This is a genomic window from Pseudomonas sp. NPDC090208, from assembly GCF_044746785.1.
In the GTDB taxonomy this organism is placed as follows: domain Bacteria; phylum Pseudomonadota; class Gammaproteobacteria; order Pseudomonadales; family Pseudomonadaceae; genus Aquipseudomonas.
Genome location: NZ_JBIVCU010000002.1, coordinates 127,226 through 148,349 on the forward strand (window position 1 = coordinate 127,226; position 21,124 = coordinate 148,349).

A 21,124-nucleotide genomic window follows, 5' to 3' on the forward strand; every position below is an offset into this window, starting at 1 on the left:
GCAAGCCGGACGGCTACGGAACTCGAGCGCCGGTCAACTCAACTCATCATCCGCCGGATAGCGGCTGGCGTTGAGGCTTTCCTTGATCTTGCGCAGGTGTGGCTGGAAATCCACGCCGCGGCGCAGGGTCATGCCGGTGGCGAGGACGTCGAGCACGGTCAGCTGCACGATGCGCGAGGTCATTGGCATATAGATGTCGGTGTCTTCCGGCAACGGGATGTTCAGGCTCAGGGTGCTGGCCTTCGCCAGTGGCGAATCGGCGGCGGTCAGGCCGAGCACCGAGGCGCCGTTTTCCCGGGCGATGCGCGCCACCTCCACCAGCTCGCGGGTACGACCGGTGTAGGAAATGATCACGAACAGCTCACCGGTGTGCGCCACCGACGCCAGCATGCGTTGCATCAGCACATCGGCGTGGGCGGTGACCGGCATGTTGAAGCGGAAGAACTTGTGCTGGGCATCCACTGCCACCGGGGCCGATGCGCCCAGGCCGAAAAAGTGGATCTGCCGGGCCTGGATCAGCATGTCCACGGCCTTGCTGATCAGGCTCGGGTCGAGCACCTGGCAGACGCTGTCCAGCGACGCGATGGCGCTGGAGAAAATCTTGCGGGTGTAGGCTTCCGGGTTGTCATCGGCTTCCACGGCACGGCTGACATACGCCGCGCCGCTGGCCAGGCTCTGCGCCAGTTGCAGTTTGAGCTCGGGATAGCCGCTGACATCGAACGAGCGGCAGAAGCGGTTGACGGTCGGCTCGCTGACCTTGGCCGCCTGGGCCAGGGCCGCAATGCTGAAGCGCGTGGCCTGCTGGGGATTGCTCAGAATCACCTCGGCGACCTTGCGCTCGGCCTTGTTCAACTCTTCAAGACGACTCTGGATCTGCTCCAGAAGATTGCGTACGCGTTCCATTCCAAGTCCTTCTCATGAAGCTGCGGCGGGCGGGTCGGCGGGCCTTGAGTGTAAAGGTGCCAACACAGGCCTTTAGCCTGTAGCAAAGGTGGCCTATCGTACTGAGGGCCTGTGGTGATCACCACTCTAATGTGCTTTTTGACGAAATGTTGTGGTTATTACTACATTTGGCCTTGAGTAACGCCTTTAAAAAAGGTATTTGTAGCCTAACTTGATAAAAGAACAAACATTATGCTCTCGATTACGGTAGAACCGTGCACATTTGCCTTGTTCGGCGCCCTCGGTGACCTGGCAGTGCGCAAGTTGTTTCCTGCGTTGTACCAGCTGGACCGTGCCGGACTGTTGCATGCCGAGACCCGAATTCTTGCCTTGGCTCGCGAAGCGGGCACGCCTGAGGAGCATCTGGCGTACATCGACAAGAATCTGCGCCGCTTCGTCCCTGAATCGCAGCTGGAAGCCGAGCACGTGGAGCGTTTTCAGGCACGCCTGAGCTACCTGCACGTCGATTTCCTCAAAGGCGAGGACTACGCCGGTCTGGCCGAAGTCGTGGGCGATGCGAAGACCGTGATTGCCTATTTCGCGACGCCAGCCTCGGTGTACGGCGCGATCTGCGAAAACCTGGCCCTGGTCGGTCTGGCCGAGCGCATTCGTGTGGTGCTGGAGAAGCCGATCGGCCACGACCTGGCCTCGTCGCGTCGGGTCAACGACGCCGTGGCGAAGTTCTTCCCGGAGAGTCGCGTCTACCGGATCGACCATTACCTGGGCAAAGACACGGTGCAGAACCTGATTGCCCTGCGTTTTGCCAACAGCCTGTTCGAAACTCAATGGAACCAGAACTACATTTCCCACGTCGAGATTACTGTGGCGGAGAAAGTGGGTATCGAGGGTCGTTGGGGTTACTTCGATCAGGCCGGCCAGTTGCGCGACATGGTGCAGAACCACCTGTTGCAGCTGCTGTGTCTGATTGCGATGGACCCGCCCAGCGACCTGTCGGCCGACAGCATCCGCGACGAGAAGGTCAAGGTGCTCAAGGCCCTGGTGCCGTTCACCCCGGAACGCCTGGCGACTCAGGTGGTACGTGGGCAGTACATCGCCGGCTACAGCGAAGGCAAGCCGGTCCCCGGCTATCTGGAAGAGGAAAACTCCAACACCCAGAGCGACACCGAAACGTTCGTTGCCATTCGTGCCGATATCCGTAACTGGCGCTGGGCGGGGGTTCCGTTCTATCTGCGTACCGGCAAGCGCATGCCGCAGAAGCTGTCGCAGATCGTGATCCACTTCAAGGAACCGCCGCACTACATCTTCGCCCCGGAGCAGCGGTTGCAGATCAACAACCGCCTGATCATTCGTCTGCAGCCCGATGAGGGCATTTCCTTGCAGGTGATGACCAAGGACCAGGGCCTGGACAAAGGCATGCAATTGCGCAGCAACCCATTGCAACTGAGCTTCTCCGACGCATACCGCAGCGCCCGTGTTCCGGACGCTTACGAGCGGTTGCTGCTGGAGGTCATGCGCGGCAATCAGAACCTGTTTGTCCGCAAAGATGAGATCGAGTACGCATGGCAGTGGTGCGACCAGCTGATTGCCGGCTGGAAAAAGGCGGGCGATGCGCCCAAGCCTTATGCCGCCGGTTCCTGGGGGCCGATGAGTTCCATTGCCTTGATCACTCGTGACGGGAGGTCCTGGTATGGCGATATGTGATCTGCAATTTCCGGCGGGCCTTGAGGCCCGGGAATTCGACAACCCTGAAACGCTGGCCGGCGCGCTCGCCGATCATGTCGCCGAGCGACTGACCGCGGCGATTTCCAGCAATCCGCACGGCACGGCCACGCTGGTGGTGTCCGGTGGCAAGAGTCCGGTGGCGTTCTTCCAGGCGCTGGCGCAGAAACCGATCCAGTGGTCGCGGGTGGTCATCAGCCTCGCCGACGAGCGCTGGGTGCCCACCGAGCACGCTGACAGCAACACCGGTCTGCTCAAGCGCTTTCTGTTCCAGGGGCCTGCGGCCGAGGCGGGCTTCTTCAGCCTCTATCGTCCGACCACGACACTGGATGAAGCGGCTGCGGCGACCGATGAAGCGCTCAAGGAGCTGCCGAAGATCGATGTGCTGGTGCTTGGCATGGGCGATGACGGGCATACCGCCTCGTTGTTCCCGGGCAGCCCGAACCTGGCCGAAGCACTGAACCTTGAAAGTGAGCGGCGCTGCCTGCCGATGCTGGCGCCGAGCACACCGCATCAGCGTCTGACCATGACGCGTGCCCTGTTGGCGACGGCCACGACGCCAATCCTGTCCATTTCCGGGCAGGCCAAACTGGAAACCCTGCGCACCGCGCTGGCCGGCGAGGATCTCGCCGAAATGCCGGTACGCGCGTTCCTCAATTCGTCCTTAGAGATCTACTGGTGCCCATAAGCAAAGGAGTCAGCCGCCATGGAGAAAAGCCTGATGAAACAACCGTTGAATGACATGGCGAGCAAGATTGCCCAGATCGACGAACTCTGCGCGAAAGCGAAGATTCTGCCGGTCATCACCATTGCACGGGAGCAGGACGTGCTGCCGCTGGCCGACGCGTTGGCGGCAGGCGGCCTGACTGCCCTGGAAATCACCCTGCGTTCCGAATTCGGCCTCAAGGCCATTCGCATGCTGCGCGACGCGCGCCCGGAGCTGTGTGTCGGCGCCGGTACCGTGCTGGATCGCCACATGCTCAAGGCTTCGGAAGAAGCCGGTTCGCAATTCATCGTGACCCCGGGCAGCACCCAGGATCTGCTGGAAGCCGGTGTAGAAAGCGAACTGCCATTGCTGCCAGGCATCAGCAGCGCGTCGGAAATCATGCTCGGCTACGCCCTGGGCTACCGTCGCTTCAAGTTGTTCCCGGCTGAAATCAGCGGTGGCGTCGGCGCGATCAAGGCGCTGGGCGGGCCGTTCCCGGAAGTGCGCTTCTGCCCGACGGGTGGCGTCAGCGCCGCTAACCTGAAGAGCTACATGGCCCAGCCGAACGTCATGTGCGTTGGCGGGACCTGGATGATCGACAGCAGCTGGGTCAAGAACGGCGAGTGGCAGCGCATCACCGATGCCACGGCTGAAGCGGTCGCGCTGTTCGATTGATCTTCGACAGCCTCTGTTCATGCAGAGGCTGTTCTAATCGCAATACCCCTTTTTCGCGCCCTTGTCGGGCGCGCTTGCCGAAGTCGTCGTTGCATGGCTATTTCACGGTGCTCCCTGGTCCGGAGCACCGTTTTTTTTTGCGCATGGTGCAGGAGTGAGCTTGCTCGCGATCCGGTGCATCAGGCGCATTTGCAGGGTCTGATCAGACGCATCGCGAGCAAGCTCACTCCTACAGGTTCTGTGTTCTGGCGCTGGGATGTGGGAGCGCATCGTAGAAAATATCGGTGAGTAAACATGTACCGCACCGGGCCTGGCCGATCCGCCTAATCTAGCCACTCCTTTGCAGTTCGTTCTCCAAGAGCTTTACGGCGCCCTTGTAATTGAGGGCGCCGTTTTTTTCAGGCCAGAGCACGTAATGCATCGACCAGCCGCTCGACGTCCGCAGCCGAGGTCACGAAGCCCGGCGTGATACGAATGCACGGCCCGCAAGCGGAACCGTTTCGGGCAACAGCGAAGATGTCATGTTGGTCCAGCAGGCGCTGGGTCATCAGGGCCTGATCGTCATGACGGCTGAAGCGGAACGAGGTAATCCCGCAGTACAGTCGTGGGTCGTCCGGGGTCAGCACTTCGATACCTTCCATCCGGCGCGCTTCGCGTACCCACAAGTCTCGCAGATACGCCAGTCGTGCGCCTTTCACCGCAGCACCACCCAGCGCGCGATGTTCGGCAAACACCTGCGGCAGGGTCATCAGTGCCGGAATGTTAGGCGTGCCATAAGGCGCACGGCCACGGATGTCATCCTCGGCGTAGCGCTGATCACCCATGTCCGGATCGATGCTCGCCAGTCGTTCCTGTTTCACGTAGATGACGCCCAGGCTCAGCGGCCCGCCTATCCACTTCTGCAGGTTGAAACCGGCGAAGGCGACGCCCAGTTCGGCGAGTTGAAAGTCCAGTTGGCCGAGTGCATGAGCGCCGTCGAGGACCACATCGATGCCGCTCGCTTCGGCCAGTGCGGCGATGGCCTGCACGGGCATGACCAGGCCGGTGCGATGGGTGACATGGGTCAGCGCCATCAGCTTCAGGCGTGGATGGGCCGTAAAAGCATCGCGGTAGGTCTGTAGCAGCGATTCGTAACTGGCAGGGTGGGTGTGCCTGATCTCGATGACTTCGACGCCGCGGCTCCTGGCCAGCCAGCGCATGGCGCTTTGCACGCTGTTGTAATCCAGATCGCTGATCAGCACCTGATCGCCCGGCTTGAGGCCGTTGTAGTTGCGAATCAGTGATTGCAAAGACTCGGAAGCGCAGCGCGTGAGTGCTACTTCATGAGCGGGAATGCCCAGCAGGTCGGCCAGATCGGTGCGAATGACTTCGCTGTCGTGGGTGTCGAAGCGCTGCCGTACATACACCGAGTTGCTGCGGTTCACGTACGCCAGATGCTGCCCGTAGGTGCGCAGCGCTTCCCGGGTCATGCGCCCGAAATAACCGTGCTCGAAGTTGAGCGGTCCTGGCTCTAGATCGTATTGGCCGGCGACTTCATGCCAAAAGGCTTCGTCGCGGGCCTGTTCGACAGCTGATTCCATTGCAGCGATTGAGGCACTGTTCATCGGGGCTACTCGCACTCGGTCAAAAAACGGTCAAGAGAAGCGGATAGGGGTCTTCAGCGAGTTCTGTCGTAGCGGCTCGCGAGGCTTGCTGCGCAATGGGTCGAGGAGGGCGGAAAGGCCGTTGTGGTCGATCTCGTGCATCAACGCCAGCAGACTGCCCAGTTCGCCCGGTGGAAATCCCTTGCGGGCAAACCAGTTCAGGTAGTCACCGGGCAGGTCCGCAATCAGCCGTCCCTGATATTTGCCAAACGGCATTTCCCGCGTCAGTAGAAGTTTAAGTTTCTCCGGGTTCATGGCTGTGCCGTCTGTCCTTTTCAGTGAACTTGAAAGATACGTGCATTCTGCAACTACGCCAACGCACAGATCATGCAGAAAGCGCGGCGAGGCTGTATCTTGATAAAAGTAACTGTATGAAAAATAACGATTTAATTTGTAGTTTCGACTGGCACGGGCGATGCAATTACTCAGTTATCGAGTGTTTTCATCGATCCGGTTTCTCGAATAACCTGCCAGAAAGGAACTGCAAAATGACGGATATCAATAAAGAAGCGATCTCGGTCCTCAACGACCTGATTGAAACCAGCAAAGACGGCGAGAAAGGTTTTCATACCAGCGCCGAAGACGTCAAAAACCCTGAAATCAAAGCGTATTTCCTTTCGCGCTCTTCGGAATGCGCCTCGGCGGTTCGTGAGCTCCAGGCCGAAGTTCGCGCCTTGGGCGGTGATCCGGAAAACTCTTCCAGCGCCGCTGGCGCGGCTCACCGCATGTGGGTCGAGCTGAAGGCCGCCGTGACGGGCAAAAGCGACGAAGCGGTGCTGAATGAAGTCGAGCGCGGCGAAGACCATGCGCTGAAGGCTTATCGCGATGCTCAGCAGAAGGCTATCGAAAAAGCCTTGCCTACCAACGTTGTCAGCCTGATCCAGCGCCAGCTCACTGGCGTGCAGGCCAACCACGACAAGGTCAAGGCGCTGCGTGACAGCGTGCGTCGGGCCAGCTGATTGGTTTGATGCCAGCCATAAAAAAACGCCAGATCAGTCTGGCGTTTTTTATTGGCTGCTGAACAGCTTGAGAGTGGGAGGGAGCCCTGCTCGCGAAGGCGTCGTGGCAGTCGCATCCGTAATGTCTGACCTGGCGCTTTCGCGAGCAGGGCTCCCTCCCACGGATAATTACCACCGCTTTCAGTAGCGCTGACCCAAGGCCTCACTCACCCTCATCAAACCTGTTGTTGATCAGCTCGATCAGACCTTCCAGCGCAGCCTGTTCCTGGTCGCCCTCGGTCAGCAGGTGTACGTCGGTGCCTTTACCGGCGGCCAGCATCATCACGGCCATGATGCTCTTGCCGTCGACCATGCTGTCGGGGCTGCGACCGATCTTGATCAGGCACGGGTATTTGCCGGCGACGCCAACGAATTTGGCTGCGGCGCGGGCGTGCAGGCCCAGCTTGTTGATGATGGTGATCTGGTGAGCGGGCATTGCGGTCGGGATCCTTTCAGCTGAGGTCGCGATGGCGGACCTGAACGTTCTTGAGCGATTGCTGCAGCACCCGACCCAGACGTTCGGTCAGGTAGACGGAGCGGTGGTGTCCGCCGGTGCAGCCAATGGCAATGGTGACGTAGGCACGGTTGCTCGCGGCGAAACGCGGCAGCCATTTGGTCAGATAGGCGCTGATGTCCTGAAACATTTCTTCGACATCCGGTTGCGCATCGAGGTATTCGGCCACCGGCTGGTCGAGGCCGGATTGCTCGCGCAGCTCCGGTTTCCAGTAGGGATTGGGCAGGCAGCGCACATCGAACACCAGATCGGCGTCCACGGGCATGCCGCGTTTGAAGCCGAAGGATTCGATGAGGAAGGCCGTGCCTGGCTCGGGTTTGTTCAGTAGGCGCAGTTTGAGCGTGTCACGCAGTTGATAGAGGTTCAGGCGCGTGGTGTCGATGGTCATGTCGGCCAGATCGATGATCGGTCCGAGCAGGGTCTTTTCATCACGGATCGCTTCGGCCAGCGAGCGGGTTGCGGTGCTCAGCGGGTGGCGGCGGCGGGTTTCCGAGAAGCGCTTGAGCAGCGTCGACTCATCGGCATCGAGAAACAGGACGTCGCACTGGATATGGCGACTGCGAACCTCTTCGAGCATTCGCGGAAAGCGGGTCAGATGGCTGGGCAGGTTGCGCGCGTCGATGGACACGGCCAGCAGCGGTTCAGCCAGCTCGGTATTGATCAGCGCGCGCTCGGCAAGCTCGGGGAGCAGGCCGGCGGGCAGGTTGTCGACGCAGTAGAAACCGCTGTCTTCGAGAACATCGAGGGCCGTGCTCTTGCCGGAGCCGGAGCGGCCGCTGACGATGATCATGCGCATGGTCAGTGACCGTTCTGTACGTGCAGTACGACGTTGTAGAGTTCGTCGGCGCTTTTGGCGCCCCTCAGGCTGGCGCGGACTTCGCTGCGGTCAAGCATGCTGGCGATCTGGCGCAGCAACTCCAGGTGCGCATCGGTTGCGGCTTCCGGGACCAGCAGGACGAACAGCAGGTCTACGGGAGCGCCATCGATGGCGTCGAAGTCGACCGGCGCATCCAGATGCAGGACGGCGCTGATCGGTGAGGTGCAGCCCTTGAGCCGGCAATGGGGGATGGCGATGCCGTTGCCAAAGCCGGTCGAGCCGAGTTTTTCCCGGGCAATGAGGCTCTCGAACACCAGCTGGCTGTCGAGTTCGGGAATTTCCCGGCCGATCAGGTTGGCGATTTGTTCGAGAACACGTTTTTTACTGCCGCCTGGCACGTTCACGAGTGAACGGCCAGGGGTCAGGATGTTTTCAAGTCGGATCATGGGTGGGGAGTGTCAGCGAGCGGCCGCACCTTTGAGGATGCTTTGCTGCTTTTCCTTATGCTTGAGCAATTGTCTGTCTAGCTTGTCAGTGAGCAGGTCGATGGCGGCGTACATGTCGTCATGTTCGGCGTTGGCAACCACCTCTCCTCCGTGGATATGCAGTGTGGCCTCGATTTTCTGCTTCAGTTTCTCGACGGCCATCGTCACCTGCACATTGGTAATCTTGTCAAAGTGCCCTTCGAGCTTTTTCAGCTTCAGCTCGACGTATTCGCGCAGGGGCTTGGTCACTTCCAGTTGGTGTCCACTGATGTTGACTTGCATACAGCTTCTCCTTCGTTGCCAGTGCATTAAGAGGCAGGCGTGGTGCCTGCCACTGGAACGCTGTGGCGGGTGACCTCTACATCAGTCGCTTGCGCTCGCTCGAAGGTGCGATCCCCAGGGATTCGCGGTACTTGGCGACTGTGCGACGGGCCACTTGAATGCCTTGTGCCTCCAGTAAACCAGCGATCTTGCTGTCGCTCAACGGCTTTTTCTGATTTTCCGCGGCAACCAGTTTTTTGATGATTGCGCGAATCGCCGTGGACGAGCACTCGCCGCCTTCGGAGGTGCTGACGTGGCTGGAAAAGAAGTACTTGAGTTCGTAGATGCCACGCGGGGTGTGCATGTATTTCTGCGTGGTCACCCGGGAGATCGTCGACTCGTGCATGCCCACCGCTTCGGCGATGTCGTGCAGGACCAGAGGCTTCATCGCTTCGTCGCCGTATTCGAGGAAGCCGCGCTGATGCTCGACGATCTGGGTCGCCACCTTCATCAGGGTCTCGTTGCGGCTCTGCAGGCTCTTGATGAACCAACGTGCTTCTTGCAACTGGTTGCGCATGAAAGTGTTGTCGGCGCTGGTGTCGGCGCGACGCACGAAGCCGGCGTACTGTGGATTGACCCGCAGGCGCGGTACGGCTTCCTGGTTGAGTTCGACCAGCCAGCGTTCGTTGTCCTTGCGCACGATGACGTCGGGGACGACGTATTCGGCTTCGCTGGACTCGATCTGTGAGCCGGGGCGCGGGTTGAGGCTCTGGACCAGTTCGATGACCTGACGCAGGTCGTCTTCCTTGAGCTTCATGCGGCGCATCAGCTGTGCGTAGTCACGGCTACCGAGCAGGTCGATGTAGTCACTGACCAGGCGTTGGGCTTCGGCCAGCCACTTGGTCTTGACCGGCAGCTGGCGCAATTGCAGCAGCAGGCATTCGCTGAGGGTGCGGGCGCCGACGCCGGCAGGTTCGAACTGCTGGATGCGGTGCAGAACGGCTTCGATTTCGTCCAGCTCGATGTCGAGCTCGGGATCGAAAGCGTCGAGCAGCTCTTCCAGCGATTCGTCCAGATAGCCCTGATTGTTGATGCAATCGATCAGGGTCACGGCAATCAGGCGGTCGGTGTCGGACATCGGCGCCAGATTGAGCTGCCAGAGCAGGTGGCTTTGCAGGCTTTCACCGGCGGACGTACGGGTGGTGAAGTCCCACTCGTCATCGTCGTTGCTGGGCAGGCTGCTGGCGCTGGTCTGGTAGATGTCTTCCCAGGCGGTGTCGACCGGCAGCTCGTTGGGGATGCGTTCGCTCCACTCGCCGTCCTCGAGGTTGTCGACGGTCGGCGCGGCTTCCTGATAGGTCGGTTCCTGGATATCGGCGTTGGGCTTCTGTTCGATGTTGTCGGCCATCGGGTCGGCATTATCGAAATCGTCGCCTTCTTCCTGGCGTTCCAGCATGGGATTGGACTCCAGCGCTTCCTGGATTTCCTGCTGGAGGTCCAGGGTCGACAACTGAAGCAAGCGGATGGCCTGTTGCAGCTGCGGTGTCATCGTCAGCTGCTGGCCCATTCTCAAGACTAGCGAAGGTTTCATGGCAGGGGCTTAACACCTTGTTCGCCGGCGCTCGTGCGCGCCATCCACTACTGGGCGCCAGAAGGCGCCAAATTAAGCAAATTATATGCCTGAAACCGAGGTGTTTGCCTAGGGTGCGAAGACAATTAATCCGGGGCTGGCGATGAGCGTATGTTGCCGGTCGCGTTCAGCCCCGTGCCGTTCCTTGATTACAGGCGGAATTCGTGACCGAGGTACACTTCCTTGACCAACTGGTTGGCCAGGATGGTTTCGGCATCGCCTTCCGCGATCAACTGCCCATCGTTGACGATGTAGGCGGTTTCGCAGATATCCAGTGTTTCGCGTACGTTGTGGTCGGTGATCAGGACACCGATGCCCTTGGCCTTGAGGTGATGAATGATTTGCTTGATGTCGCCCACGGAGATCGGGTCTACACCGGCAAACGGTTCATCCAGCAGGATGAATTTCGGCGCAGTGGCCAGCGCGCGGGCGATTTCAACACGACGTCGCTCACCACCGGACAGGCTCATGCCAAGGTTGTCACGGATGTGGGTGATATGGAATTCCTGCAGCAGGCTTTCCAGTTCCTTGCGACGTCCGGCGCGGTCGAGATCCTTGCGGGTCTCGAGGATCGCCATGATGTTGTCCGATACCGACAGTTTGCGGAAGATCGACGCCTCTTGCGGCAGATAGCCGATACCGGCGCGGGCGCGGCCGTGCATCGGCTGGTGGCTGACGTCCATTTCGTCGATCAGCACACGGCCCTGATCGGCCTGCACCAGGCCGACGATCATGTAGAAGCAGGTGGTCTTGCCGGCGCCGTTGGGGCCAAGCAAGCCGACGATCTGGCCGCTCTCGATGGACAGGCTGACGTCACGGACGACCTGACGACTCTTGTAGCTCTTCGCCAGGTGTTGGGCTTTCAGCGTTGCCATTACTGGGCCTTCTGCTGGTCGGTTTTCTTTTTCGGCTGGATCACCATGTCGACGCGAGGACGCGCCTCGGTCAGCTTGCTGCCTGTAGCGCGACCGGCGCTGGCGAGCTTGCGTTCCGTGTCATAGACGATTTTCTCGCCTTGCGTGGTGTTGTTGTCCTTGTCGACCACCTTGGCCTTGTCGATCAGCACGATGCGGTTTTGCGGCGCGTGGTACTGGATGGTGACACCCCAGCCTTGCACGGGCTTGGTATCGCCAGCGGTCTGCAGTTGCTCGAAGTAGGCCAGATTGCCGACCGAGGTCACGACGTCGATATCGCCGGCCGGGGTGCGGGTCATGGTCACTTTGTTGCCGGTGACCTTCATCGAACCTTGAGTGATGATCACGTTGCCCGTGTAGGTGGCGATACCTTGTTTGTCGTCCAGTTGAGCATCGTCTGCCTGAATGCGGATAGGCTGATCCTGATCATTCGGCAGAGCCCAGGCGCTAACGCTTCCCAGTGCTGCGCCCAGGCCAAGCAAAATAGGGAGGGTTTTAAGGAGCCTCATACTGTCCTCTTGCGTTCGATAGCAGGTGTATCCTGCTTTCTTTTAAATAGGCTTTCATACCCGTACCGGTGCTCACACCGTTGAATCCGTCGATTCTAACGGGTTGCGCAGTTTCCGCATATTGCTTCTGAGGGAATACTGTCATGCGGCTACTGGTGATGATCGTGGTGCGTTTTTTCTCGTCGGTGCGGTTGATGCGCACCGAATCGATCAGCTCGACATGGTCGCCGCCAGGGGACACCTCGGCGCGTACGCTCTGCACGTGCCAAGGGTATTCCGAACCGCGAAACATCTGCAGTACCGGCGTGGTCATCAGGGTGACGTCGGTGGCTTTCAGGTGTTCGACCTTGTCCGCCGTCATGTCGTATTGCATCCCGCCATCGGGCAGGTACTGAATGCTGTGGGCGTTCAGGGCGTAATAGTCGATGGCGCTTTCATCGACCGCCGTCTTGGGCTGGTCCATGAAGCTTTCCGGACTGATGTTCCAGTAGCCGACCGCTGCCAGCAGCAGGGCCAGCACGCCGAAGATCAGAAATGTACGAAACTTTTTGCTCAGCATAGGTGCACTTCTATAGGTAGGCGGCGTGGGCCGCTTCGAGATTGCCCTGAGCGTTCAGGATCAGCTCGCAGAATTCACGGGCAGCGCCTTCACCGCCTCGTGCCTGGGTTGTGCCGTGGGCATGCTGACGAACGAAGCCGGCGGCATTGGCCACTGCCATGCCCAGGCCGACGCGACGAATCACCGGCAGGTCCGGCAGGTCGTCGCCCAGATAGGCCACTTGTTCATAGCTCAGGTTCAGTTGCTGCAGTAATTCGTCCAGGACCACCAGCTTGTCTTCGCGGCCCTGATAAAGATGGGCGATGCCCAGGTTCTTTGCCCGGCGTTCGACCACCGGGGTCTTGCGGCCACTGATGATGGCCGTGGTCACGCCCGAGTTGATGAGCATCTTGATGCCCTGGCCGTCGAGGGTGTTGAAGGTCTTGAACTCGCTGCCGTCTTCCAGGAAGTACAGGCGGCCATCGGTCAGCACGCCGTCCACGTCGAAAACAGCCAGCTTGATCGCCTTGCCGCGTTGCATCAGTTCATTCATGTCGACGCTCATTTACATGACTCCTGCGCGCAGGAGGTCCTGCAGGTTGAATGCGCCGACCGGACGATCATGCTCGTCGACCACGATCAGTGCGCCGATCTTGTTGTCTTCCATGATCTTCAGTGCCTCGGCGGCGAGCATTTCGGCGCGCACGGTCTTGCCGTGTACGGTCATGACGTCGTCGATCACCGCCTGACGGATGTCGATGGGGCGGTCGAGCGTGCGACGCAGGTCGCCGTCGGTGAAGATCCCGGCCAGACGGCCGTCGGCCTCGACAATGGCGGTCATGCCCAGACCCTTGCGGGTCATTTCCATCAGCGAGTCGCGCAGCAGGGTGCCACGTGCCACTTGTGGCAGTTCGGCGCCGGTGTGCATGACGTGCTCGACCTTCAGCAGCAGGCGGCGGCCCAGCGCGCCGCCCGGATGCGAGAAGGCGAAATCTTCGGCAGTGAAGCCGCGTGCATCGAGCAGGGCCACGGCCAGTGCGTCGCCCATGGCGAGTGCAGCAGTGGTCGACGAGGTCGGCGCCAGGTTCAGCGGGCAGGCTTCGTGGGCAACGCGGGCGTTGAGGTTGACGTCGGCAGCTTTTGCCAGCGTCGAATCCGGGTTGCCGGTCAGGCTGATCATCTTGATGCCCAGGCGCTTGATCAGCGGCAGCAGGGTCACGATCTCGGCCGTGGTCCCGGAGTTGGACAGCGCCAGAATGATATCGGTGGCCGTGATCATGCCCATGTCGCCATGGCTGGCTTCGGCCGGGTGCACGAAAAACGCTGGCGTGCCGGTGCTGGCCAGGGTGGCGGCGATCTTGCGGCCGATGTGCCCGGACTTGCCCATGCCGACCACCACGACCCGGCCCTGGCTGGTCATGATCATTTCGCAGGCTTTGACGAAGTCCGCATCGATATGCGCAAGCAAACCCTCCACGGCTTCTACTTCAAGGCGGATGGTGCGTTGTGCCGATTCAATCAGGTCGCGGGCATTGGTCATGTAGGCAAGGGTCGGTCTGATAAAAAGGCCGCGATTATAGCGGCAATGTTGAAAAGCCTCACGCTTCATCGTAGCTCTTTGTTTATGGAAGGTATCGGTCCGTCAGTTCCGGTCCGGCACTGACCTTCGTCTCTCCAGGAAAATTCCACTGCACTGCAAATATTGCACGCTGATGAAAGCGGAGCGGTTGGTGCTTTGGCGGCGTACGACAGCGGTGTTATAGTTCGCCGCTTGTTCGGCCCCTCCAGACAGTGTGTCGTTCGTCAAGGACGCAGCATCTGAGAGACAGGCTGCATCGCAAGGAGTTTAGATGAGTGCCGATAACGCCTACGCGGTCGAATTGAAGGGTGTGTCCTTCAAACGCGGTACGCGCAGCATCTTCAATAATGTGGACATCCGCATTCCCCGGGGCAAAGTCACCGGCATCATGGGGCCGTCGGGCAGTGGCAAGACCACCTTGCTGCGGCTGATGGGTGCGCAATTGCGTCCCAGCGCCGGCGAGGTCTGGGTCAATGGCCAGAATCTGCCGCAGCTGTCGCGCAGCGATCTGTTCGATGCGCGCAAGCAGATGGGTGTCCTGTTTCAGAGCGGTGCGCTGTTCACCGATCTCGACGTTTTCGAAAACGTGGCGTTTCCGCTGCGTGTTCATACCAAACTGCCCGAAGACATGATCCGCGACATCGTCCTGCTCAAGCTGCAGGCGGTAGGGTTGCGCGGCGCGGTCGAACTCATGCCCGACGAGCTTTCCGGTGGCATGAAGCGGCGTGTTGCGCTGGCCCGGGCCATTGCCCTGGACCCGCAGATTCTCATGTACGACGAGCCGTTCGTGGGGCAGGACCCGATCGCCATGGGTGTTCTGGTGCGTCTGATCCGCTTGCTCAACGATGCCCTGGGTATCACCAGCGTGGTGGTGTCCCATGATCTGGCGGAAACCGCCAGCATCGCCGACTACCTCTACGTCGTGGGTGACGGGCAGGTGTTGGGGCAGGGCACGCCGCAGGAATTGATGCAGTCGGACAATCCGCGCATTCGGCAATTCATGACCGGGGAGCCGGACGGTCCCGTGCCTTTTCACTATCCGGCACCGGATTATCGCGAAGATCTGTTGGGGAAGCGCTGATGCGCAGAAAGTCATTCATGGATCGTGTACGCCTGATGGGGCGTTCGGCGATCGATATTGTTGCGGTACTGGGGCGTTCGGGGATCTTTCTGGTGCATGCCTTGCTGGGGCGCGGCGGAATCGGCGGCAGCTTTCAGCTGCTGGTTCGCCAGTTGTACTCGGTAGGCGTGATGTCGCTGGCGATCATCGTCGTTTCCGGCGTGTTCATCGGCATGGTCCTGGCCTTGCAGGGCTTCAGCATTCTGGCCAAGTACGGCTCCGAACAGGCGGTCGGGCAGATGGTGGCCCTGACCTTGCTGCGCGAACTGGGGCCGGTGGTCACGGCGTTGCTGTTCGCCGGTCGTGCGGGTTCTGCGCTGACTGCCGAGATCGGCAACATGAAATCCACCGAGCAACTTTCCAGCCTGGAAATGATCGGTGTCGACCCGCTGAAATACATCGTTGCACCGCGCCTGTGGGCGGGCTTCATCTCGCTGCCGGTACTGGCGACCATCTTCAGTGTGGTCGGCATCTGGGGCGGTTCGTGGGTGGCGGTCGACTGGCTCGGCGTCTACGAAGGATCGTATTGGGCGAATATGCAGAACAGCGTTTCGTTTTCCAGTGATGTGATCAACGGTGTCATCAAGAGCGTCGTGTTCGCTTTTGTCGTCACCTGGATTGCCGTGTTCCAAGGCTATGACTGCGAGCCCACGTCCGAAGGGATCAGTCGCGCCACGACCAAGACCGTGGTCTATGCCTCGCTGGCCGTTTTGGGCCTGGACTTTATTTTGACCGCCTTGATGTTTGGAGACTTCTGATGCAAAACCGCGCCCTCGAAACCGGTGTCGGCCTGTTCCTGCTGGTCGGAATTCTGGCTTTGCTGTTGCTCGCGCTGCGGGTCAGCGGTCTGAGCACCAGCAGTGCTGCCGACAGTTATAAACTTTATGCGAATTTCGACAATATCGCCGGTTTGACTGTCAGAGCAAAAGTGACCATGGCCGGTGTGACCATCGGCAAGGTCACGGCAATCGATCTGGACCACGACACCTTCACCGGCCGCGTCACCATGGAGGTGGATAAACGGGTCAATAACCTGCCTTCCGACTCCACAGCGTCTATTCTCACCGCCGGTCTGCTGGGTGAGAAGTACGTCGGGATCAGCGTCGGCGGCGATGACCAGTTGCTCAAGGACGGCGGTACAATTCACGACACCCAGTCGTCGCTGGTGCTCGAGGACCTGATCGGCAAGTTCCTGCTCAATTCCGTGGGTAAAGACGCCAAATGAGGAGTTTTTTCATGATCTCGATTCTGCGCCGTGGCCTTCTGGTGCTGCTGGCTGCTCTGCCGCTGTTCGCCAACGCGGCCGCTACCACCTCGTCCGCTCATGATCTGGTAGACACCACCACCAAACAGTTGCTGGCCGATCTGGCCGCCAACAAGGAAAAGTACAAGACCGATCCGCAGGCGTTCTATAACGCGCTGAACGGTATCGTCGGTCCGGTCATCGATGCCGACGGCATTTCCAAAAGCATCATGACGGTCAAGTACTCGCGCAATGCATCGCCTGAGCAGATGCAGCGCTTCCAGGAAAACTTCAAGCGCAGCCTGATCCAGTTCTACGGCAACGCCTTGCTGGAGTACAACAACCAGGGCATCACCGTCGCTCCGGCGAAGGAAGAGGGCGCTGATCGCACCTCCGTCGACATGTCTGTCAAGGGCAACAACGGCGCGGTCTATCCTGTTTCGTACACCCTCGTGAAGATCGATAACGAGTGGAAAGTGCGCAACGTGATCATCAACGGCATCAACATCGGCAAGCTGTTCCGCGATCAGTTCGCCGACGCCATGCAGCGCAACGGCAACGACCTGAACAAGACCATCGACGGTTGGGCCGGTGAAGTGGCGAAGGCCAAGCAGAACACCGAAAACTCGCCTGACAAGGTCGTCAAATGAGTGATGCATGCATTACCGCGGTCGGTGGTGGCGAGCTGAAGCTGTTCGGCGTGCTCGACTACCGTACCGGCCCGGCCCTGCGTGAGCAGGGTGCCGAGTTGATCAAGGCCAGCACTGCGCCTTCCGTAGTGCTGGACTGTTCTGCGGTGCAGAAGTCTTCCAGTGTGGGGCTGGCGTTGCTGCTGGCCTTCATGCGCGATGCGCAAAAGGCCGGCAAGACGGTCAGTGTGCGTGCGCTGCCGGAAGACATGCGAGAAATTGCTCAGGTGTCCGGTATTACCGACCTGTTCGAACAACATTGACAGCAGTCATCGATCAAGCCCCTCGTCCGGAGCCTGCAATGCGGGGTTCGCAACGAGAGGGCTTTTTTGTATGATTGCCGACCCGCGCGCGTAGGGCGCCGATTGAGGTTTAGCATGCAGGCCGTAGAAGTTAAAAGCTTCCTTGAAGGTAAGCTGCCGGAAGTCCAGTTCGAAGTTGAAGGCGAAGGCTGCAACTTCCAGTTGAACGTGATCAGCGACGAAATGGCTACACTGAGTCCGGTCAAGCGCCAACAACAGATCTATGCGCATTTGAACCCATGGATCGCCGATGGCAGCATCCACGCGGTCACCATGAAATTTTTCAGCCGCGCTGCATGGGCCGAGCGCACCTGAGCCAATTGGCGTCGAGATTCTAATGGACAAACTGATTATTACTGGCGGCATTCGTCTTGATGGCGAAATCCGCATTTCCGGGGCGAAGAACTCTGCCCTGCCGATTCTCGCAGCCACCTTGCTGGCTGATGGTCCCGTGACCGTCGCCAACCTGCCACACCTGCACGACATCACCACCATGATCGAGCTGTTCGGTCGCATGGGCATCGAGCCCATCATCGACGAAAAGCTCAGCGTGGAAATCGACCCGCGCACCATCAAGACCCTGGTTGCACCGTACGAGCTGGTGAAAACCATGCGCGCCTCGATCCTGGTGCTCGGTCCGATGGTTGCCCGTTTCGGTGAAGCCGAAGTCGCACTGCCTGGCGGTTGCGCCATCGGTTCGCGTCCGGTCGATCTGCACATCCGCGGTCTGGAAGCCATGGGCGCGGTCATTGAAGTCGAAGGCGGCTACATCAAGGCCAAGGCGCCGGAAGGCGGTCTGCGTGGTGCGCACTTCTTCTTCGACACCGTCAGCGTGACCGGTACCGAGAACATCATGATGGCCGCTGCCCTGGCCAAAGGCCGCAGCGTGCTGCAAAACGCTGCCCGCGAGCCTGAAGTCGTCGACCTGGCGAACTTCATCAACGCCATGGGCGGCAAGGTTTCCGGTGCAGGCACCGACACCATCACCATCGACGGCGTCGAGCGTCTGGGCCAGGCGACCTATCGCGTCATGCCTGACCGCATCGAAACCGGTACCTATCTGGTCGCCGCTGCCGTGACCGGTGGCCGGGTCAAAGTGAAAGACACCGATCCGACCATCCTCGAAGCCGTTCTGGAAAAACTGCGTGAAGCCGGCGCCGAAATCACCACTGGTGAGGACTGGATCGAGCTGAACATGCATGGCAAGCGTCCGAAGGCCGTCAATCTGCGCACCGCGCCGTACCCGGCTTTCCCGACCGACATGCAGGCGCAGTTCATCTCGCTGAACGCCATTGCCGAAGGCACCGGTGCGATCATCGAGACGATCTTCGAAAACCGTTTCATGCACGTCTACGAAATGCACCGCATGGGCGCGCAGATCCAGGTCGAAGGCAACACTGCCATCGTCACTGGCTGCGAGAAGCTCAAGGGTGCGCCAGTGATGGCCACCGACCTGCGCGCTTCCGCCAGCCTGGTGCTCTCGGCACTGGTTGCCCAGGGCGACACGCTGATCGATCGCATCTACCACATCGACCGTGGTTACGAGTGTATCGAAGAGAAGCTGCAGACACTGGGCGCGAAAATCCGTCGCGTTCCGGGCTAGTCGTCTTGCCGACCGCCGCCTGAGCCGACCTGTTCGGTTCAGGCGCGCCGGTCGCAACGATGATTTAAAGATTGTTCAACTCCGGATCCTGCATCATCGATCCGGAGATTGCCGGGCACCGACTGTGACCCGGTACGCGCCTGCTGATAAGGACTGACGTTTTCCATGTTGACCATCGCACTGTCCAAGGGCCGAATCCTTGACGACACTCTGCCGCTCCTCGCTGCGGCGGGTATCGTGCCGACCGAGAATCCGGACAAGAGCCGCAAACTGATCATCCCGACGACCCAGGACGATGTGCGCCTGCTGATCGTGCGGGCCACCGACGTGCCGACCTATGTCGAGCATGGCGCGGCGGATCTGGGCGTGGCCGGCAAGGACGTGCTGATGGAATACGGCGGCCAGGGCCTGTATGAGCCACTGGATCTGCAGATCGCCAAATGCAAGCTGATGACCGCCGGTGCCGTCGGCGCTGCCGAGCCGAAAGGCCGTCTGCGCGTGGCGACCAAGTTCGTCAACGTTGCCAAGCGCTATTACGCCGAGCAGGGCCGTCAGGTCGACATCATCAAGCTGTACGGCTCGATGGAGCTGGCACCGCTGGTTGGTCTGGCCGACAAGATCATCGACGTTGTCGATACCGGCAACACCCTGCGTGCCAACGGCCTTGAGCCGCAGGAAATGATCGCCCACATCAGTTCGCGTCTGGTGGTGAACAAGGCATCGATGAAGATGCAACACGCCCGTATTCAGTCGCTCATCGACACTCTGCGTTCTGCCGTGGAGCAGCGACACCGCGGCTGACTGTTTTGCGCGACGTCCTGTGACGTTGCGCGCAGCTATCCGTGTCATAGCCAAATTTCTCAGGTGCCTGCGCGGATGGCTTGGTAGCTTAAGGCTGCCGGTATTCAAGGCATCTGAGAAAACGCCAATCAATGAGGCTCACGCTATGACCACTTCCAACACCATTCGCCGACTCAACGCTGCTGACCCGGATTTCGCCCGACATCTGGATCATCTGCTGAGCTGGGAAAGCGTGTCCGACGATTCGGTCAATCAGCGTGTGCTGGAGATCATCCGCAACGTGCGCGAGCGCGGCGACGCGGCGCTGGTCGAGTACACCCAGCGTTTCGACGGCCTGCAAGTGGCGTCGATGGCCGACCTGATCCTGCCGCGTGCGCGACTGGAACAGGCTCTGACCCGCATCACTCCTGCTCAACGTCAGGCGCTGGAAAAGGCCGCCGAGCGCGTGCGCAGCTACCACGAACGGCAGAAACAGGATTCCTGGAGCTACACCGAAGCCGACGGCACCGTGCTGGGTCAGAAGGTCACGCCGCTGGATCGCGCCGGTCTGTACGTGCCGGGCGGCAAGGCTTCGTACCCGTCGTCGGTATTGATGAACGCCATTCCGGCCAAGGTCGCCGGTGTCGGTGAAGTGGTCATGGTCGTGCCGACACCGCGCGGCGAGGTCAACGAACTGGTACTGGCCGCGGCATGCATCGCCGGTGTCGACCGCGTCTTCACCATCGGCGGCGCGCAGGCTGTGGCCGCGCTGGCTTACGGCACTGAAAGCGTGTCGCAGGTCGACAAGGTGGTCGGTCCGGGCAACATCTATGTCGCCACGGCCAAGCGCCACGTGTTCGGTCAGGTCGGCATCGACATGATCGCCGGCCCTTCGGAGATCCTCGTGGTGTGCGATGGCCAGACCGATCCGGACTGGATCGCCATGGACCTGTTCTCCCAGGCCGAGCACGACGAAGACGCCCAGGCGATTCTGGTCAGCCCCGACGCCGAGTTCCTTGACAAGGTCGCCGCCAGCATCGCCAAATTGCTGCCGACCATGGAGCGTGCGGAGATCATCAACACCTCGATCAATGGTCGTGGTGCGCTGATCAAGGTGGCCGACATGGCCCAAGCCATCGAAGTCGCCAACCGCATCGCGCCGGAGCACCTGGAGCTGTCGGTCGAAGATCCCGAAGCCTGGCTGCCGCAGATCCGTCACGCTGGCGCGATTTTCATGGGCCGTCACACGTCCGAAGCGCTGGGCGACTATTGCGCAGGGCCGAACCACGTCCTGCCGACCTCCGGTACCGCGCGTTTCTCGTCGCCGCTGGGCGTGTATGACTTCCAGAAACGCTCCTCGATCATTTTCTGCTCGGAGCAGGGCGCATCGGAGCTGGGCAAGACCGCCTCGGTGCTGGCTCGCGGTGAATCGCTGAGCGCTCACGCCCGCAGCGCCGAATACCGGATCCTCGACAATTCTCAGGAAGGCAAGTGAA

General features: G+C 60.2%; 26 protein-coding genes. 13 read left to right on the top strand and 13 right to left on the bottom strand.

Going from position 1 to position 21,124, the window contains the following annotated elements; all coding sequences use genetic code 11:
- Positions 1-33: 33 nt before the first annotated feature.
- On the bottom strand, positions 34-903 hold the full coding sequence (locus tag ACIPL0_RS03590; RefSeq protein WP_400593595.1) for a MurR/RpiR family transcriptional regulator: 870 nt from the start codon (positions 901-903) through the stop codon (positions 34-36).
- Positions 904-1,134: 231 nt separating this feature from the next.
- Here ACIPL0_RS03590 and zwf point away from each other — a divergent pair, with 231 nt between their 5' ends.
- The 3 genes from zwf to ACIPL0_RS03605 are packed head-to-tail and all read left to right on the top strand — an operon-like array spanning position 1,135 to position 4,003.
- Positions 1,135-2,604 (top strand): glucose-6-phosphate dehydrogenase, encoded by a 1,470-nt coding sequence (zwf, locus tag ACIPL0_RS03595; RefSeq protein WP_400593592.1) that lies wholly within the window; start codon positions 1,135-1,137, stop codon positions 2,602-2,604.
- Positions 2,591-3,310: a 6-phosphogluconolactonase gene (gene pgl, locus ACIPL0_RS03600; protein WP_400593589.1), complete on the top strand. Its 720-nt coding sequence runs from the start codon at positions 2,591-2,593 to the stop codon at positions 3,308-3,310. Before zwf ends, pgl begins: the two co-directional genes overlap by 14 nt.
- An 18-nt stretch (positions 3,311-3,328) precedes the next feature.
- Positions 3,329-4,003 (top strand): bifunctional 4-hydroxy-2-oxoglutarate aldolase/2-dehydro-3-deoxy-phosphogluconate aldolase, encoded by a 675-nt coding sequence (locus ACIPL0_RS03605; protein WP_400593587.1) that lies wholly within the window; start codon positions 3,329-3,331, stop codon positions 4,001-4,003.
- Between the two features lie 398 nt (positions 4,004-4,401).
- On the opposite strand, the gene ACIPL0_RS03610 is transcribed toward ACIPL0_RS03605, so the two are convergent.
- Together ACIPL0_RS03610 and ACIPL0_RS03615 are read right to left on the bottom strand one after the other, a co-directional pair.
- Complete coding sequence (locus tag ACIPL0_RS03610; RefSeq protein ID WP_400593964.1) at positions 4,402-5,583, bottom strand: aminotransferase class V-fold PLP-dependent enzyme; 1,182 nt, start codon at positions 5,581-5,583, stop codon at positions 4,402-4,404.
- A gap of 54 nt (positions 5,584-5,637) precedes the next feature.
- Positions 5,638-5,901 carry a DUF3820 family protein gene (locus ACIPL0_RS03615; protein ID WP_400593584.1) on the bottom strand — a complete coding sequence of 88 codons (264 nt, stop codon included), beginning with the start codon at positions 5,899-5,901 and terminating at the stop codon, positions 5,638-5,640.
- Between the two features lie 233 nt (positions 5,902-6,134).
- On the opposite strand from ACIPL0_RS03615, the gene ACIPL0_RS03620 reads away from it, so the two are divergent.
- Positions 6,135-6,605 (top strand): PA2169 family four-helix-bundle protein, encoded by a 471-nt coding sequence (locus ACIPL0_RS03620; protein ID WP_400593961.1) that lies wholly within the window; start codon positions 6,135-6,137, stop codon positions 6,603-6,605.
- Between the two features lie 202 nt (positions 6,606-6,807).
- On the opposite strand, the gene ACIPL0_RS03625 is transcribed toward ACIPL0_RS03620, so the two are convergent.
- From ACIPL0_RS03625 to ACIPL0_RS03670, 10 genes are all read right to left on the bottom strand, one after another.
- The gene (locus tag ACIPL0_RS03625; protein WP_400593581.1) at positions 6,808-7,080 is read right to left on the bottom strand and encodes an HPr family phosphocarrier protein; all 273 of its coding nucleotides are present in this window, start codon (positions 7,078-7,080) and stop codon (positions 6,808-6,810) included.
- A gap of 16 nt (positions 7,081-7,096) precedes the next feature.
- Positions 7,097-7,954 carry an RNase adapter RapZ gene (rapZ, locus tag ACIPL0_RS03630; protein ID WP_400593578.1) on the bottom strand — a complete coding sequence of 286 codons (858 nt, stop codon included), beginning with the start codon at positions 7,952-7,954 and terminating at the stop codon, positions 7,097-7,099.
- A gap of 2 nt (positions 7,955-7,956) precedes the next feature.
- The gene (ptsN, locus tag ACIPL0_RS03635) at positions 7,957-8,421 is read right to left on the bottom strand and encodes a PTS IIA-like nitrogen regulatory protein PtsN (protein ID WP_400593575.1); all 465 of its coding nucleotides are present in this window, start codon (positions 8,419-8,421) and stop codon (positions 7,957-7,959) included.
- Positions 8,422-8,433: 12 nt separating this feature from the next.
- Positions 8,434-8,742: a ribosome hibernation-promoting factor, HPF/YfiA family gene (gene hpf / locus ACIPL0_RS03640; RefSeq protein WP_003377554.1), complete on the bottom strand. Its 309-nt coding sequence runs from the start codon at positions 8,740-8,742 to the stop codon at positions 8,434-8,436.
- Positions 8,743-8,818: 76 nt separating this feature from the next.
- Positions 8,819-10,312 carry an RNA polymerase factor sigma-54 gene (locus ACIPL0_RS03645; RefSeq protein WP_400593572.1) on the bottom strand — a complete coding sequence of 498 codons (1,494 nt, stop codon included), beginning with the start codon at positions 10,310-10,312 and terminating at the stop codon, positions 8,819-8,821.
- Positions 10,313-10,500: 188 nt separating this feature from the next.
- A complete protein-coding gene (gene lptB / locus ACIPL0_RS03650; protein WP_400593569.1) occupies positions 10,501-11,226 on the bottom strand; it encodes an LPS export ABC transporter ATP-binding protein in 726 nt (241 codons plus the stop codon).
- Positions 11,226-11,774 carry a lipopolysaccharide transport periplasmic protein LptA gene (gene lptA, locus ACIPL0_RS03655; RefSeq protein ID WP_400593566.1) on the bottom strand — a complete coding sequence of 183 codons (549 nt, stop codon included), beginning with the start codon at positions 11,772-11,774 and terminating at the stop codon, positions 11,226-11,228. Before lptA ends, lptB begins: the two co-directional genes overlap by 1 nt.
- On the bottom strand, positions 11,761-12,333 hold the full coding sequence (lptC, locus tag ACIPL0_RS03660; protein ID WP_400593563.1) for an LPS export ABC transporter periplasmic protein LptC: 573 nt from the start codon (positions 12,331-12,333) through the stop codon (positions 11,761-11,763). The genes lptA and lptC overlap by 14 nt, the downstream gene beginning before the upstream one ends.
- A 10-nt stretch (positions 12,334-12,343) precedes the next feature.
- Entirely contained in the window at positions 12,344-12,877 is a 534-nt protein-coding gene (locus ACIPL0_RS03665; protein ID WP_400593560.1) for a KdsC family phosphatase, read from the bottom strand.
- Positions 12,878-13,852 carry a KpsF/GutQ family sugar-phosphate isomerase gene (locus ACIPL0_RS03670; protein WP_400593557.1) on the bottom strand — a complete coding sequence of 325 codons (975 nt, stop codon included), beginning with the start codon at positions 13,850-13,852 and terminating at the stop codon, positions 12,878-12,880. It lies immediately after the preceding gene.
- Between the two features lie 310 nt (positions 13,853-14,162).
- Between ACIPL0_RS03670 and ACIPL0_RS03675 the strand changes: the two genes are divergently transcribed.
- The 9 genes from ACIPL0_RS03675 to hisD all read left to right on the top strand — a co-directional run bounded on the left by ACIPL0_RS03675 (position 14,163) and on the right by hisD (position 21,123).
- Positions 14,163-14,972, top strand: coding sequence for an ATP-binding cassette domain-containing protein (locus ACIPL0_RS03675; protein ID WP_400593554.1), 810 nt, complete (start codon positions 14,163-14,165; stop codon positions 14,970-14,972).
- A complete protein-coding gene (gene mlaE / locus ACIPL0_RS03680; RefSeq protein ID WP_400593551.1) occupies positions 14,972-15,769 on the top strand; it encodes a lipid asymmetry maintenance ABC transporter permease subunit MlaE in 798 nt (265 codons plus the stop codon). Before ACIPL0_RS03675 ends, mlaE begins: the two co-directional genes overlap by 1 nt.
- Positions 15,769-16,236 (top strand): outer membrane lipid asymmetry maintenance protein MlaD, encoded by a 468-nt coding sequence (gene mlaD / locus ACIPL0_RS03685; RefSeq protein WP_400593548.1) that lies wholly within the window; start codon positions 15,769-15,771, stop codon positions 16,234-16,236. The genes mlaE and mlaD overlap by 1 nt, the downstream gene beginning before the upstream one ends.
- Positions 16,237-16,247: 11 nt before the next feature.
- Positions 16,248-16,904 (top strand): phospholipid-binding protein MlaC, encoded by a 657-nt coding sequence (locus tag ACIPL0_RS03690; RefSeq protein ID WP_400593545.1) that lies wholly within the window; start codon positions 16,248-16,250, stop codon positions 16,902-16,904.
- The gene (locus ACIPL0_RS03695) at positions 16,901-17,206 is read left to right on the top strand and encodes a lipid asymmetry maintenance protein MlaB (protein ID WP_400593543.1); all 306 of its coding nucleotides are present in this window, start codon (positions 16,901-16,903) and stop codon (positions 17,204-17,206) included. The genes ACIPL0_RS03690 and ACIPL0_RS03695 overlap by 4 nt, the downstream gene beginning before the upstream one ends.
- 114 nt (positions 17,207-17,320) lie before the next feature.
- A complete protein-coding gene (locus ACIPL0_RS03700) occupies positions 17,321-17,560 on the top strand; it encodes a BolA family protein (protein ID WP_400593539.1) in 240 nt (79 codons plus the stop codon).
- A gap of 22 nt (positions 17,561-17,582) precedes the next feature.
- Positions 17,583-18,848, top strand: a complete 1,266-nt coding sequence (murA, locus tag ACIPL0_RS03705; protein WP_400593536.1) for a UDP-N-acetylglucosamine 1-carboxyvinyltransferase — start codon at positions 17,583-17,585, stop codon at positions 18,846-18,848.
- 165 nt (positions 18,849-19,013) lie between these two features.
- Positions 19,014-19,649, top strand: a complete 636-nt coding sequence (gene hisG, locus ACIPL0_RS03710) for an ATP phosphoribosyltransferase (RefSeq protein ID WP_400593533.1) — start codon at positions 19,014-19,016, stop codon at positions 19,647-19,649.
- A 145-nt stretch (positions 19,650-19,794) separates the two neighbouring features.
- The gene (gene hisD, locus ACIPL0_RS03715; RefSeq protein ID WP_400593530.1) at positions 19,795-21,123 is read left to right on the top strand and encodes a histidinol dehydrogenase; all 1,329 of its coding nucleotides are present in this window, start codon (positions 19,795-19,797) and stop codon (positions 21,121-21,123) included.
- The last annotated feature ends 1 nt before the right edge of the window (position 21,124 follow it).